Annotated in this window: 20 protein-coding genes; all 20 read left to right on the top strand. The window is 65.0% G+C overall.

From position 1 onward, the window contains the following. The first annotated feature begins 164 nt into the window (after nt 1–164). The 20 genes from DJ017_RS17390 to DJ017_RS17315 all read left to right on the top strand — a co-directional run bounded on the left by DJ017_RS17390 (nt 165) and on the right by DJ017_RS17315 (nt 12,654). Nucleotides 165–1,154: a DNA cytosine methyltransferase gene (locus tag DJ017_RS17390; RefSeq protein WP_111530172.1), complete on the top strand. Its 990-nt coding sequence runs from the start codon at nt 165–167 to the stop codon at nt 1,152–1,154. Next, entirely contained in the window at nt 1,151–1,594 is a 444-nt protein-coding gene (locus DJ017_RS17385) for a VRR-NUC domain-containing protein (RefSeq protein WP_111530171.1), read from the top strand. Before DJ017_RS17390 ends, DJ017_RS17385 begins: the two co-directional genes overlap by 4 nt. Before the next feature lie 26 nt (nt 1,595–1,620). Continuing rightward, nucleotides 1,621–1,941: a hypothetical protein gene (locus tag DJ017_RS17380; protein ID WP_133255485.1), complete on the top strand. Its 321-nt coding sequence runs from the start codon at nt 1,621–1,623 to the stop codon at nt 1,939–1,941. Next, complete coding sequence (locus DJ017_RS17375; RefSeq protein ID WP_111530169.1) at nt 1,938–2,435, top strand: helix-turn-helix domain-containing protein; 498 nt, start codon at nt 1,938–1,940, stop codon at nt 2,433–2,435. Before DJ017_RS17380 ends, DJ017_RS17375 begins: the two co-directional genes overlap by 4 nt. Further along, a complete protein-coding gene (locus DJ017_RS20505; protein WP_165830695.1) occupies nt 2,432–3,070 on the top strand; it encodes a hypothetical protein in 639 nt (212 codons plus the stop codon). Before DJ017_RS17375 ends, DJ017_RS20505 begins: the two co-directional genes overlap by 4 nt. Continuing rightward, a complete protein-coding gene (locus tag DJ017_RS17370) occupies nt 2,973–3,686 on the top strand; it encodes a hypothetical protein (protein WP_111530168.1) in 714 nt (237 codons plus the stop codon). The genes DJ017_RS20505 and DJ017_RS17370 overlap by 98 nt, the downstream gene beginning before the upstream one ends. A gap of 35 nt (nt 3,687–3,721) precedes the next feature. Continuing rightward, nucleotides 3,722–3,988 carry a hypothetical protein gene (locus tag DJ017_RS17365; RefSeq protein ID WP_111530167.1) on the top strand — a complete coding sequence of 89 codons (267 nt, stop codon included), beginning with the start codon at nt 3,722–3,724 and terminating at the stop codon, nt 3,986–3,988. A gap of 185 nt (nt 3,989–4,173) precedes the next feature. Continuing rightward, on the top strand, nt 4,174–4,461 hold the full coding sequence (locus DJ017_RS17360; protein ID WP_111530166.1) for a hypothetical protein: 288 nt from the start codon (nt 4,174–4,176) through the stop codon (nt 4,459–4,461). A 35-nt stretch (nt 4,462–4,496) separates the two neighbouring features. Next, nucleotides 4,497–4,928, top strand: a complete 432-nt coding sequence (locus tag DJ017_RS17355; protein ID WP_111530165.1) for a hypothetical protein — start codon at nt 4,497–4,499, stop codon at nt 4,926–4,928. Between the two features lie 19 nt (nt 4,929–4,947). Next, entirely contained in the window at nt 4,948–5,133 is a 186-nt protein-coding gene (locus DJ017_RS17350) for a hypothetical protein (RefSeq protein ID WP_111530164.1), read from the top strand. Next, a complete protein-coding gene (locus DJ017_RS17345; protein WP_111530163.1) occupies nt 5,130–5,396 on the top strand; it encodes a hypothetical protein in 267 nt (88 codons plus the stop codon). Before DJ017_RS17350 ends, DJ017_RS17345 begins: the two co-directional genes overlap by 4 nt. A 32-nt stretch (nt 5,397–5,428) precedes the next feature. After that, nucleotides 5,429–5,950 (top strand): GIY-YIG nuclease family protein, encoded by a 522-nt coding sequence (locus DJ017_RS20140; protein ID WP_133255484.1) that lies wholly within the window; start codon nt 5,429–5,431, stop codon nt 5,948–5,950. Beyond that, entirely contained in the window at nt 5,943–6,392 is a 450-nt protein-coding gene (locus DJ017_RS20880) for a terminase small subunit-like protein (protein WP_227000235.1), read from the top strand. Before DJ017_RS20140 ends, DJ017_RS20880 begins: the two co-directional genes overlap by 8 nt. After that, on the top strand, nt 6,358–7,989 hold the full coding sequence (gene terL / locus DJ017_RS17335) for a phage terminase large subunit (protein ID WP_111530161.1): 1,632 nt from the start codon (nt 6,358–6,360) through the stop codon (nt 7,987–7,989). Before DJ017_RS20880 ends, terL begins: the two co-directional genes overlap by 35 nt. Nucleotides 7,990–8,030: 41 nt before the next feature. Next, a complete protein-coding gene (locus DJ017_RS20500; RefSeq protein WP_165830694.1) occupies nt 8,031–8,195 on the top strand; it encodes a hypothetical protein in 165 nt (54 codons plus the stop codon). 22 nt (nt 8,196–8,217) lie between these two features. Then, on the top strand, nt 8,218–8,355 hold the full coding sequence (locus tag DJ017_RS20495; RefSeq protein ID WP_165830693.1) for a hypothetical protein: 138 nt from the start codon (nt 8,218–8,220) through the stop codon (nt 8,353–8,355). Nucleotides 8,356–8,385: 30 nt separating this feature from the next. Continuing rightward, entirely contained in the window at nt 8,386–10,599 is a 2,214-nt protein-coding gene (locus tag DJ017_RS17330; RefSeq protein ID WP_111530160.1) for a hypothetical protein, read from the top strand. Further along, nucleotides 10,599–10,856: a hypothetical protein gene (locus tag DJ017_RS17325; RefSeq protein WP_111530159.1), complete on the top strand. Its 258-nt coding sequence runs from the start codon at nt 10,599–10,601 to the stop codon at nt 10,854–10,856. The genes DJ017_RS17330 and DJ017_RS17325 overlap by 1 nt, the downstream gene beginning before the upstream one ends. Before the next feature lie 44 nt (nt 10,857–10,900). Further along, nucleotides 10,901–11,182 (top strand): hypothetical protein, encoded by a 282-nt coding sequence (locus tag DJ017_RS20135; RefSeq protein ID WP_133255483.1) that lies wholly within the window; start codon nt 10,901–10,903, stop codon nt 11,180–11,182. Next, complete coding sequence (locus tag DJ017_RS17315; protein WP_111530157.1) at nt 11,182–12,654, top strand: hypothetical protein; 1,473 nt, start codon at nt 11,182–11,184, stop codon at nt 12,652–12,654. Before DJ017_RS20135 ends, DJ017_RS17315 begins: the two co-directional genes overlap by 1 nt. Nucleotides 12,655–13,573 lie beyond the last annotated feature (919 nt).

Below are 13,573 nucleotides of genomic sequence, written 5' to 3'. Positions count from 1 at the left end.
CGCCGCCTCCTCTCCTTCTGGCGCACCTACACCGCCAAGAAGCGCTCCATCTACTACCAGAACCTCGTCTGCTCTGCGTTCAGGCCTCAGGTCCATGCACACGGACAGTTCGCACTTACTCATGCTCGGCTGGCTGCTGAGATCGGGTGGAGGGGGAAGGGGAAGTGAAGAAGCTTCGCGTCCTTGACCTGTTCTCCGGCATCGGCGGCTTCTCGCTGGGCCTGGAGCGAACCGGCGGCTTCGAGACGGTCGCCTTCTGCGAGATCGAACCCTTCTGCCGGCGCGTGCTGGCGAAGCATTGGCCCGAGGTCCCTTGCTACGATGACGTGCGAACCCTCTCCGCAGAACGCCTTGCTGCCGATGGATTTGCCGTCGATGTCATCTGCGGCGGCTTCCCCTGCCAAGACATCAGCAACGCCAACCCTGACGCCGAGGGCATTGAGGGTGAGCGTTCTGGACTTTGGAGCGAGATCGCCCGACTGGTTCGCGAGCTTCGACCGCGCCTCCTCATCGTGGAGAACGTCGCAGCTCTGCTTGGTCGAGGGCTCGACCGCGTTCTCGGAGACCTGGCCGCGCTCGGGTACGATGCGGAGTGGGACTGCATTCCTGCGTCTGCCGTTGGCGCCCCTCACCAAAGAGATCGCATCTGGATTGTTGCCTACCCCAGAGGCGAGCAACACGAAAGCAAGGGCGATGCGTTCCGGCGGGCGCTCGCCGCGGGACTTCCTGAAGCCTTTGAGCGGAACACCCGCGTTCCGGTTGGGGCTGACGCGCAAGCCGACGCATTCGGTTCCGACGCCCACGGCTTCGGATCACATCGAGCGGGAATCGACCAGCTCGGAAGTCCTCAACTTCGAGACGAACAAGACGGTAACGCTGAGCAGGTGGGTCCGGTTTTGGACGACACCAACGGTGAACGACTCCAAGAACTCGACCTTTCCGCCGTCGCAGATCGAGCGGGCTTCGCTCGTCGGCGAGCTGTTGCGGGAAGGGGAGTCTGGGCAGTTGAACCCGCCTTGGGTCGAGTGGCTGATGGGGTTCCCCACCGGGTGGACCGACTTAAGGCCCTCGGAAACGCAGTCGTCCCGCAAATCCCCGAGCTGATCGGCCGCGCGATCCTGGAAAGCCTCCAAACCCAATCGGAGGCCGCATGACCCACGAGATCCTATCCTCACCCCTGAAGGCCTTGTGTGAGCAGGCTGAGAGGGAGAAGAAGACCCGTCGTCGGCCTGAGCAGGATTTGCAGCTCGCCGTCGCACGCTACATCGACCGGGCCTATCCCGGCCTGATCTGGTGGCACACCCCCAACGCCTCGGGCAACCGCGGCGCGCGCCTTGGCGGCATCCTCAAGGCCATGGGCGTCAAGGCTGGGGTCCCCGACATCGTGATCATCCTGCCGACCGGGCAGGCGGCGTTCATCGAACTCAAGGCCGGCAAGGGCCGCCTCAGCGAACCCCAGGAAGCCTTCCGCGACAAGGTGCGCTCCTTCGCCTGCCTGTGGGCTGAGTGCCGCTCCCTAGTCGAGGTCGAGGGCACGCTTGAGGCCTGGCTTCGCCCGCTCGGCCATCACCCCAAAGCACGGATCGCAGCATGACAAGGGCTGTCTACAAACCGCGCCCGTTGACTGGCGCCGCCGAGCTGGCGGCTCTCCGACAGTTTGTCGAGGAGCGCCGCAGCGTCACCTACATGGCCCGCCGCCTTGAGCGCGGCGAGCCTCGCATCCGCCTGACGCTGGAGGCGATGCTGGGTGGCCCCTACACAGCCGCCCGTGAGCGCGCGGACGATGAGAAACGCAAGGACGCGCTGGTGCAGGAGCCCAACCGGGAGCCCGATCACTTCGGGCACTGCCGCGCCGTTCTGCGGGCAGATGCTCCGGGCAAGCCGGCTGGTGCGGGCTTCCCCGTGCTGACGATCCCAGCTTTTGTGCGGGTGGCAGCATGATCGCCGCTAACGACACGTCCAACGACTTCCTGATGGACATGGCGCCGGACCAGATCCGCGCGCTTATCGCCCGTGCGGCCGGCGTTCTGGCCCATGAGACGAGCACGGACTCCACGGCCCAGACGCTGCGCAATATCGCCTTCGCACTTCAGCGCCAGCGCTTGCCTGCTGCCGAAAGGGTTGAGCGCAAGAAGCTGTGGTTCTGGATGGCGACCGCTCCCGATGCTCCGACCAAGCCTAAAATGCGCGACATCGCGGAGATCGTGGCTGAGGAGAGTGGCGTTCCACTGGAGGAACTGCGTGGCCAGGATCGGCACAAGCGCATCGCCCACGCCCGACAACGGGCCTACGCCCTGATCTACGGGACCGGCCACTTCTCGACGTCGCAGATCGGCGCCTTCTTCGGGGGCCGAGACCACACGACGGTCTTGCATGGCATCCGCGCGCACAAGGCGAGGATGGCCAAGGGCCAGCCCATGGCGGTGGCCAAGTGACACTGCTGGAGACCCTAGACGCGCTGGAGAAGTCTGGCGCCTCGAAAGAGGTGATCCTCGCCGTTGTCCGCGCCTACGCCGAGGCTGATGACGTGCGGCTTGAGGCCCGTAGAGCCAAGGACGCCGCCCGCCAGCGGGCGAAAAGGTCACGCGGTGTCACGCGGTGTCACGCGGACACTGATGGACATGGCGTGACGTCCGCGGACACGGCTCCTCGCGACGCGCACGTAGAAGATACTTCTTCTTCCTCACTACGTTCGGAAGAGGAAGATACCCCCAAGAAACCTACGGTTTCTGCCCCCAAGGGGGCCGCTCGCTCGAAATCGAACAATCGCCGGTCGCGGTTCGTCCCGGATGACTGGAACCCAACCGATGCCGACATGGCCTATGCGGCGAACCTGGGCTTCACCCCCGGCGAGATCGAGCGCGAGCTGGCCAAGTTCCGCCGATACGAGTTCGCCAGGCCCTACTCCCACTGGTCACGAACGCTCCAGAGCTGGCTCGACCGAGCCGCCGAACGCAAGCCCCGAAAAGCCCATGAACGCCCTGACGACAAGTTCGCCCGCCGCCAAGCCAACCACGCTCGCGCCTTCGCCGCATCTGAGCGCGCTGCTGGACCGGGATGGGAACCCTGACGACGCCTGCCAGGAAATCGCCAGCTATCTCGCCCTTCGCGAGGAGTGCCGGGAGATCCTGCCGGCCCTGCGGGAGCAAGCCGAGCGCCGGGCGGACCAGGAAGGCATCCGCGCCGTCGTCGGGCGCCGGTTCGCCACCTACCCGCAGCCCGAGCGAAACGAAGGCGAGTGGGCGGCCTGGTGGCGCGACTACTACGATGCCCTGACCGGGCTTTCCCTCGCCAGCCTGGAGGCCGCGATGCGGGAGTGGATCAAGCGTTCCGACAGCCAATTCCTCCCGAAGCCCGGAGAGCTGCGCGAGCTGGCCCTTCGCACCCCGAGCCGCGCCCTGCAACGCTACCAGCGCGCCCGGCGCGTGGTCGAGCTTTCCTCGCAGACCCAGCAGCGCGAGCGTGTTCAAGCCGACATGGCCCGCCGAGGCACGAACGCCGAGGAGCAGCGCCGCGCCGTCGCGGATATGGCCCGCGGCCTCGCCGGAACCCTGTCCGAGGAAGCCGCCAAGCAGAAGGGCGCCATGCGCCGGCAGACCCTGACCCACGCCAGCCGCTGTGTGCGGCCGGAAGGGGATCTCACACCCGCCCAAGCCGACGTGCTGCGGCGGTGCGGGATCGAGTAACCGCGTACCCCCTGAAACCACATAAGGAAATCGTTATGTTTCGTCTTCCCACGCTCTCCGAGATCATCGCGCTGTTTTGGCAACCCACGAAGGTCGTTCACGCGATCAAGGGCATTGAGACGGCGGCTCAGCGCGCCGAAAGCGTCGTCCAGTTCAACCAGAAGGCCACGGAGCGGCTTTCCGAGGAAGAACAAGAGCTGAAGGCTCGGGCTGAGAAGGTCGCGGCCAAGAGCGCCGATCACCAATACGAGGCCCAGCGAGCGGCCCGTGTCTCCTCCCGCCTGCGCGAGCTGACCGCCTGAGATGGTTGCGGCGCTCGTGATCCTTTGCCTGCTGGCCTTGTGTTGGCCGGGAAATGGCCCGCGGGCGCCTTAGCCGTATCTAATCCAGATCGCAAGGAGCGTGGTGGGAGCGCAGAACGCGTCCCCGCTGCGCTCCCTAAGAGGCCATAAATCCCACCCCCGAGCCCACCAAGGAAACCCCCTGAATGGCCCGACGCAACACCCCGCACGATCCGGCGAAGAGCACGGCCGGCTGTCTCGGCAAGATCGGGTATCAGACCCGCGCTGAGGCGGATGCAGCGAAGCGCCGGGTCATCGAGCGCCGCGGGGAGTCGAACCGGCTGAACACCTACCTTTGCGCGGTCTGCGGCCACTTCCACCTGGGAAGGAACCCCAAGGACCGAACCAAGGAGCTGCGCCGCGTGCCGACCCATCGGGCGGACAGCTACCGCAACCGCTTCGCCCGATACCTCCAACTGCTGGCGGGAGAATAGCCCACTGCCGAGCCCCACGTAAGGAACCCCGACCCGTGACCCGCATCATTCACGGCATCAGTCGAGAGCTTCTGAGAGCCGCCTTCTGCGACTACTTCGGCGTGGCTGACGAGCACGCGGACATCCTGGTTCTGCTCTACGAGCGGCCGGGAACCATGATCCTGACGCGCGACCTGGCCAAGCTTCTCAACTCCCACCGCCCCCCGACAAAGGGCGCCATCCAGGAGCGCATCCGGTTCCTGAGGGAAATCATGGAGGCGGAAAGCCTCGACACCGGCGAGGACGATGAAAGCTCCGGCTACGCCCTGAGCGACATCGGCGTGAACGAGTGCGTCAAGGCGCTGCGAGAGATGGCCGAGGCGCTCATGAAGTGCGGACCTTCCACCATGCTTGCCGGCCGCAACGTCGAGCAGATCCGCCGTAGCGAGACTAGCCATCCACTGAGAGCCGTCGCCGGCCAGCGATAATCCATCGAGAGAGCATCCCATGGACCATCCAACCTACCTCGAACTCTTCCACGAGACGGTAATCAAGGTTCTTCCCGAGGTCGCCATCCGGCAGGGCCGGGGAGACCACGACAGCGCCGCCGACCTCGTGACCGCACTCCGCACGAAGCTGGACGACCTCTGGGCTCAGCGGGTCGTCACGGCTCAGCAGGGGATGAAGCCGTGAGAGCCGAGTCGAAGAAGAGCGACGAAGACCCGCGCATCGCAGCGCTCCGGTTCGAACACGAGCAAGCGCTAGACAGCCTCACTGATGCTCAGGCCACGGCCGTTACCCGCATGGTGATCGCGCACCATCTGCTGGCCAAGCACTCCGACGAGGAGCGCCGCGCCGCCTACGCGCCCATGATGGAAGTACTGTTTGAGCTAGAGGTGGACGGCACGCTTCAAGGCATCTACCCCGGATTTGGTTTTCCGATGGGGGCTGCATGACCAAACCCCCTAAGGCAAAGGTAGGAAGGCCGGTGATCTACGGCCTGACCGATCCGGTGACGGGAGAGCTTCGCTACATCGGCAAGGCCAATGACGCGACGCAGCGTTTTGGAAGTCACCTCCGAGACATGGATCGCCGAAGAACGCCGCTTTACGACTGGATGAAGAAACTGCGCGCTAGTGGCCGCTCACCAGCCCTGGTCATCATCGAAGAATGCGCCGGTGATTGGCGAGAGGCAGAGCGGCGCCTGATATCCGAGGCTAGGGCGCGCGGGGCGCGTTTGTTGAACGTGGCTGACGGCGGGGATGAGCCGTACTGCCCGCCCGAGGTTCGAAGCGAAAACGGTAGGCGGGCGGTGCGGAGGTTTCTTGGCAAGGAGCCCCATGGGCCCGGGAAGCTAACGCGCGAAGATCTTGTCATCGACACGCTGGAATGGATGTTGCGGTTCTGGAGGGAACGAGACCGTCCCACAAGGGCAGCCGGCGTGCTCCTCAAAATGAGACAGTGCTACGCGGCAGATCCGGATGCCTATGGGCGCTGGGCGAATGTCTAAGCGCACGAAGCAGCTAGAGCAGCAGATCTTGGGCCGCCTATCTTTGGGCGAGCCGCTGACCTCGATTTGCCAGGACGTCGGCATTCACTACACGACATGGAGAGAGTGGTGTCGAGGCGACCAAACCCTAGAGATCGCGCACGCGCGCGCGAGGGATTTGGGGTTTGATGCCATAGCAGAGCGGGCGCGGTTAACGGCGCGAGGCAAGGGAGAGGGCGAGGGCGGCGACAGCAGCGGCGACACTCAGCGGGACAAGCTCATCATCGAGACCGACCTCAAGCTGCTCGCGAAGTGGGACCCGAGGCGGTACGGGGATAAAATCACGGCGGAGCACACCGGCCCGGACGGAGGCCCGATCCGCTCTGAGACCCGTCTGGACGTGTCGGCCCTGACAGACGAACAACTCCGTGCCCTCGCTAGCATTCCAGCCCACCGCGGCTGACGTACGGGCGGCTCAATGCGAGCTGGCCCGGCGCAACCTGGCGGACTTCTGCGGCCTCATCGAGATACCCGGCGCTCCGGTCGATGAAGACCCAGATAGCGACACGCTGGCGTTCCGGCCGATTGAGCGCCCGCAGGCGGCGCACCACCAACTGCTGATCGACAAGCTGGAGGCTGTGGAGCGCGGCGATCTCAAGCGCCTGATGGTGTTCATGCCGCCAGGGAGCGCCAAATCGACCTACGCCTCCGTGGTGTTCCCGGTCTGGTTCATGGGCCGCCAGAAGCGGCGCAACGTGATCGTCGCGACCTATGCCTCGGATCTGGCGCGCAAGATCGGCCGGCGGGCGCGCTCGATCCTGAAGCAGCCTGTCTTTCGCGAGGTCTTCGGGACCGGCCTGTCGCCTGAGAGCAGCGCGGCCGACGAGTGGGCGTTGGACAACGAAAACGAGTTCATGGGCGGCGGCATCCTGTCGGGCATCACCGGCAACCGCGCCGACCTGATCGTCATTGATGACCCGATCAAGGGCCGTCAGGAGGCCGACTCCGAGATCATCCGCGAGCGGACCAAGGCCGAGTACCAAGATAGCATCCTGACCCGTCTCAAGCCGGGTGGCCGGGTGGTGCTCATTCAGACCCGCTGGCATTCTGCGGACCTGGCGGGATCTATCCTGCCGCCAGAGTACGACGGCGAGAGCGGCCCGATCCTCTGCCGCGATGGTCAGGTCTGGGAGGTGCTGCGCATCCCGGCCGAGGCCGACCGGCCAGATGACCCGCTCGGCCGCAAGATCGGCCAGATGCTCTGGACGGAATGGTTCACCGCCGATCACTGGGCGCCGTTCCGAGCTGTGGCGCGGACCTGGGCTGCGCTGTTCCAGCAAAGCCCTTCGCCGGGGGAGGGAACCTACTTCTACAAGGCGTGGTTCGACGGCGGCACGGTGGACATTCCGGGGCTCGGGGCGAAGACCTACGAGCGCAGACGCTACCGGCCCGGAGAGCAGCCCAAGCACCTGCGGAAGTACATCACCTCCGACCATGCCCCGACCGATGGGGCCGACAGCGACCCGAACGTGGCGCGAGTGTGGGGCATGGACCCGGACGGCAATCTCTGGCTGCTCGACGGCTTCAACGCCGTGCAGAAGATGGACAAGACCGCTGAAGCCATCATCGGCCTCATCAAGGCGCACGAGCCGTTTGCGTGGTTCCCCGAGGACGACAACAACTACAAGGCGGCCGAGCCGTTCATCGTCCAGCAGATGCGGGCCAAGAACGTCCGCACGCGCATCGAGCCGATCAGCCCGCACGGCGCGAGCAAGGCGACCAAGGCGCAGAGCTTCCAGGGCATGTGCGCGCTCCAGATGGTCTGGATACCCGAGGGACCGATGGGGGACGCTGTGATCGAGGAGTATTCCCGTTTCCCGGCCGGCGCGCACGACGAAGAGGTGGACTGCGGCGCGATCATCGGCCTGGCCATTTCACTGGCCCACCCCGCCATCGTCCCACCCGAGGACAAGCCCCAAGGCGAGGCTAGGGGGATTTCGCAGATGACCTTCAACGAGGCGCTACAGACGCTGAACAAGCCGGCGTCGGAGAGGATTTAGCGCCCGACTGAGCGCCCACTACCCAGAGCCATCCTCATGGCATGTACGCCATCGAATACTTCTGCGGCGCCAAGTTCGGCGGTTGGGTCAGGACCCGGGAGCGGTTCTCCAGCGAGGACGTCGCCGCACAGGAAATCCGCCAGCGCGTGAAGCAGGAGCGCCAGGCCGACATCACGCCGATGCTGAGGCGGGCGGTTGCCGTCTAAGAGCCCCGCGCAACACCGGCTAATGGAGGCGGTCGCCCACGATCCGGCGTTCGCCAAGAAGGCTGGTATCCCGCAGAAGGTCGGCCAGGAGTTCGTCTCCGCAGACGAGGCCAAGAAGCAGGCCCTCGTCAAGGCGGTGAAGGGGCAAGCGTCCCGCTGAGCAACCGCCATGGTCGCCTAGTCTCGCACCATGGCCCAAGCCGCGCCCGACCAACAAGCCGAAGACCCCGCCAAGAAGCTGAAGGACGCCCAGTGCGCCCGAAAGTGGATCGCGGAACTCACGCTGTCGGAGAAGGCCCAGCAGAAGTGGCTTACGAGAGCCCGCAAGATCGTCCAGCGCTACAAGCAGGACAACCGCGCGGACACCGACCAGCGGCGCTTCGCCATGCTGTGGTCGAACACCCAGACCATCCAGCCGGCGGTTTATGCGCGCCCTCCGCAGCCGGTCGTGTCTCGCCGGTTCGGTGACGCTGACCCGGTAGCGCGTGCGGCGTCGGAGATCCTTGAGCGGGCTATCGCCTATTCCATCGACTGCCAGGACTTGGACGGTCGGCTTCGCCAGTGCAGCCTCGATTACGTTCTGGTGGCCCGTGGCCAGACCTGGGAGCGCTACGTCCCGACGCATGGCCCGATGGTCACGCCGGAGATCGAGCTTCAGGTCGTTACCTCGGGGGATGGCGATGAGGACGAGGGCGAGTCCACCGACGACGACCAGCCCGAGCGCCTCTACACCGACGAGAACGGCACGACCTACGACCCGGAACAGGTGAAGTTCCGCGAGGATGGCTCAGCCTACGCCGAGGGCGAGCCCTACGAGCCCGTGGTCTACGAGGAGAGCGTCACCGACTACGTGAACTGGGAGGACTTCGGTCACTCGGTCGCGCGGACGTGGGACGAAGTGGATTACGTCTGGCGCCGCGTCTACCTGAACCGCTCGCAACTCATCGAGCGCTTCGGGGAAGACCTCGGCAAGCGCATCCCGCTGGACTGGGGCGTTCGCAACGCCAAGGGCGACGCCAAGACCGTCGATGACGCCGAGCTTTCCAAGAAGGCCGCCGTCTACGAGATCTGGTGCAAGTCCGAGGAGAAGGTCTACTGGATATCCAAGTCGTTCAGCGAGGCCCCGCTCGACGTCCGCGACGATCCGCTGGAGCTTGACGGCTTCTTCCCGTGCCCGCGCCCCCTGCTGGGAACCACGGGCAATGACAGCACCATCCCGGTCCCCGACTTCGCGCTCTACCAGGACCAGGCGCAGGAGATCGACAAGCTCACCGCCCGCATCGCCCACCTTCAGGACGCCTTGAAGGTTCGGGGCTTCTATGCCGGCGACCAGAAGAACAACCTCAACAACCTGCTGAACTCCGACAGCAACATGCTCATCCCGGTTCCGGACTGGGTGAGCCTGAAGGAAGACGGCGGCATTCGGGGCAAGATCGACTGGTTCCCCATCGACCTCGTGGTCAGTGCGCTTCAGGCGCTGATCAATCAGCGCGCCCAGCTCATCAACGACGTCTACCAGATCACCGGCATTGCCGACATCCTGCGCGGCATGAACGACCCGCGCGCCACGGCGACGGCGGAAGCGCTGAAGGGCCAGTGGGGCACGCTGCGCATCCGCGACCGCCAGCTTGAGATGATGCGGTTCGCGCGGGACATCCTGCGCATCAAGGGCCAGGTGATCGCGGAGAAGTTCGACCCGGACACGCTCAAGCAGATGACCGGCGTACAGCTTCCGACCAACGCCGACAAGCAGCAGGCGCAGCTCACCATCCAGCAGGGTGCGATGCAGTACCAGCAGGCGGTGATGCAGGCTCAGGCTACGGGCCAGCCGCCGCCGCCTCAACCCGAGATCCCCGACGCGCTGCAACAGGTTCTGCGCTCGCCCTCGTGGGAGGACGTGACGGCGCTCCTGCGCAACAACGCCCTTCGCCAGTTCCGCATCGACATCGAGACGGATTCCACCGTCGAGCCGAACGAGCAGCAGGAGAAGGCGCAGTTCGTGGAGTTCATCGGCGCGCTTGGCCAGATGGTGCAGCAATGGGGACCGGCCGTGGAGGCGCAGCCCGCGCTTGCACCGGTGGCCGCTGCGGTCGTCAAGGCCGGCGTCAGGAAGTTCCGCGCCGGCCGAGAGCTGGAGGACGTGATCGACACGGCCATCGACCAGATCGCCCAATCGGCCGCCCAGCCCAAGCCGCAAGGCCCGCAACAGCCGCCGGTCGATCAGACCAAGATCGCCGTCGCGCAGATCGAAGCCTCGACGGCGCAGATGCAGGACCAGGGCGAGACACAACGGGCTCAGATGCAGGCGCAGCTCAAGCAGCAGGAGCTTGGTCTGAAGGCGCAGGAGACGCAGGCCAAGCTCTACGCGCTTCCCTACGACCCGCAGCCGCAAGTGGCCGTCTGATGAGCCAGCAGGGTCTTCGCCAGGCGAGCGTGCGCGCCGTCACTGGGACCGCCCTGACCTATGAGGGCGACTGGCACGCGCTGTTTGATGGCAAGAGCCTTCCAGTGGGACATTTTAACGAACGCCTGCTTCGCTGGATCAACCTGAAGCTCACCGCGAGCTACACCGATCTGGCGCAGGCGCAACAGGCGCTGGCGACGGCAAATGGCGCCTACAATTGGGGCTCGATGGGGACGTTTACGGCGACCATCCCGTAACCGCGTTCCGCTGAGCAGTGGTGGCCTCGGGCGATCATTCGTCCATGGCAAACATCACCGTCTTCGAATTTTCGCTCTCCCCGAACGCCGCCGGTGAAGTCACCTGGCCCGCGGATGTGACGACCACGACGACCACGGCGTCTACGGTCTCCCTCGCCGCGACCACGCGGGCCTTCATCGTCACCGCAGACCAGGACTGCCGAGCGATCATCAACGCCTCGGGCGTCTCAACCGCGGCGGGCGTCTCGACGCTGCCAATCCTGGGGTCAGCGCCCAACCAGTTCCTCATCGCCGCCGGCTCCGGCCAGACTGTGAAGTTCGCCTGATGCGCGGCATTGATCAGCGCGCGCGCGGCGCCGCCAGCGCGGTCAAGACCGGGAACCTGACCTACACGGTCGGAGTTGGCGGGGATTTCTCTGACTTGGCCGCCGCCGTCACCGCCATCAACAGGTTCGTGGTGACACCCAGCGCGGTGATCAACCTGACGCTGCTGGATGGCGTTCAGACTATGACGTCGCCCATCCTGTATCAGAACCAGGGCGGCCACAGCATCTTCATTTCGGGCCAGAACACCTACACGAAAACCACCTCGTCGGTTCAGTCGTCGTCGGGTTCTTCGGGTGCATGGTCTGTCGTCCTCAACGTCAATTCGGTCGCGAATATCGCGGCCAACGACTATGTGGTGATCTCGGCCCCATCCGGCGGCACGAATCCGACCTACCTGGCGGGCTGCTGGAAGGTGACGAATGTGGATGCGGTCAACACCCGCATCACCATCAGTTCGACGCACCGCGCCTCGGCCGCTCCCTCGGGGAACGTGGTCGCGACCGTCACCGTCCTGAAGTCGATCCTGAAGTTCACCGGCTGCGACGGGCTGCGCGTGTGGGGCGGTTCCTCGACCCTCAATCTCGACAAGTGCGCTGTAGTGGGCGACGGCACAGCCAATACGCTCGGCATCGCCAATGACGATGTGGACCGCGTTTACATCAAGACGGTCCTAGGCGTCAGCGGCTTTTACAACGGCATCAATGGCCTCCAGAACTCGCAACTGAACTCGGACGGGGTAGTTGCGGTGTCGAGCTGCACCAACTGCGGCTACCACGCACGCCTCGGTGGCTCGCTTTCTGTCGCGACCATGATTTCGTCCGGTAACGCCGTGGACGGCGTGAACGTCGAGGTTGGTGGTCACTTCTACGGCGGGTCCACTTCCATCTTCACCGGCAATGGGAACGATGGGGTGCAGGCGTACGAGGGTGGGCAGGCCTCGGTCGCGAATACGACGGCCACTGGCAACGGGGCGTGGGGCTATGCCACCGCTTCGCAGGGCTGGGTTAACATCTCGGGCGTCACCACAGCGAACAACACCAGCGGGGCCACGGCTACGGGGATGATTTCCGACAGCCTGACTGTCGGCGGCACATCGATCACCTCCAGCGGCGTCATTCAGTCCGCCGGCGCCATCTTCGGCAACAACGTCAACGCGGCGCAGCTCAAGAACTCGGCCTCCACCACAACGAACCCGACCGTCAACCCCAATCGCGCCGATGGGACCTCAGGCGTCGGCGGCGCGTCGGGTTCTCCGTCGATCATCACCGCTGGCGTCGAGCAAGCCATCTGGCCGGGCGCGGGTGTTCAGAAGATGCCGAAGGGCACCGATCCCGGCACAGCGCCCGGTGCAGGCTTCGCGCGCATCCAGTGGGTTGCGGGCACGACAGCCGGGACGGCTAAGCTCGTGGCTTATGCCGGCACTTCGACCACTCCGACCACGATCATCGACAACGTGGGTGGCGGGTTCTAGCGCTGGCGATTATATACTTTGCAAATCGGCCGATTGACTCCCGCCGTGGCGGGGGTTGAACCTGCCTCTCGGGTCAACCGGGAGGGGCCGATGCGGCGAGCCATGGCGGGCGGTAAGGGGCGCGGATCGGGCTACAAGCCGCCGAAGATGCCAAAGCCCCCGACGCCCTTCATAAGGGACCTCGCGGCCGAGCAGCGCATACGCCCGTTCATCGAGGCGCGGCGGGTGATCCAGTTCGTTTCGAAGGGGAAGACAAGAACCGTCGAGCCTTTTCTGCTTGGCTACAACCACGCTGGAAACCTTGAGCTATCAGCGTGGCAATTGACCGGCGGTAGCGGTCAGGGATGGCGAGGCTTTCTCGTACGTGAGCCATCCGGCATAGCTGCAACTCCAGCCACCTTTGCAGGATCACGGCCGGGCTATAACCCCAACGACTCCCAGATGCAGTTGATCGTCTGTCGCGTGTAGCGACCTCGCAATCGCACGGCTGAGGCCAGTGGGCTGGGAACCTGTTCAGCGCGCAGGTGCTTTGGTGAACGCGTCGCATGGTAATATGATACCGTGCGGTATCGAGTTACCGCAATTCACTTCCGCGTTAACAGCTCCGGCAGCTTAGCGACGTTCGCCGCGATCCGACGCGCCAGGTCACGGCTCACCCGAGCGTCCCGCTCCGTCCCGACAAGCGGCGTCTCTCGGTAATAGACGAAGGCGAACTTCTGGCCGTTGGCGGCCTCGACCCAATTGATCCGGCCCGCACCAGCTCACCGATGTCCTGCTTGGCGCTGTCTCGTAGGGACCTATATACATCATTGACCCACGCCCCGAGCTGAGTCATAGTGGGCCTATCGACAAGGACCGCCCCGATGCTCCGCCATTTCGACAGCCTGATTGAACTCTTCGAAGCCTTCCCGGACGAGCA

The sequence above is a fragment of the Phenylobacterium soli genome (assembly GCF_003254475.1).
Taxonomy (GTDB): Bacteria; Pseudomonadota; Alphaproteobacteria; order Caulobacterales; family Caulobacteraceae; genus Phenylobacterium; species Phenylobacterium soli.
The sequence above is the reverse complement of the archived record's forward strand: the minus strand, read 5'-3'. Positions and strand labels throughout refer to the sequence as shown.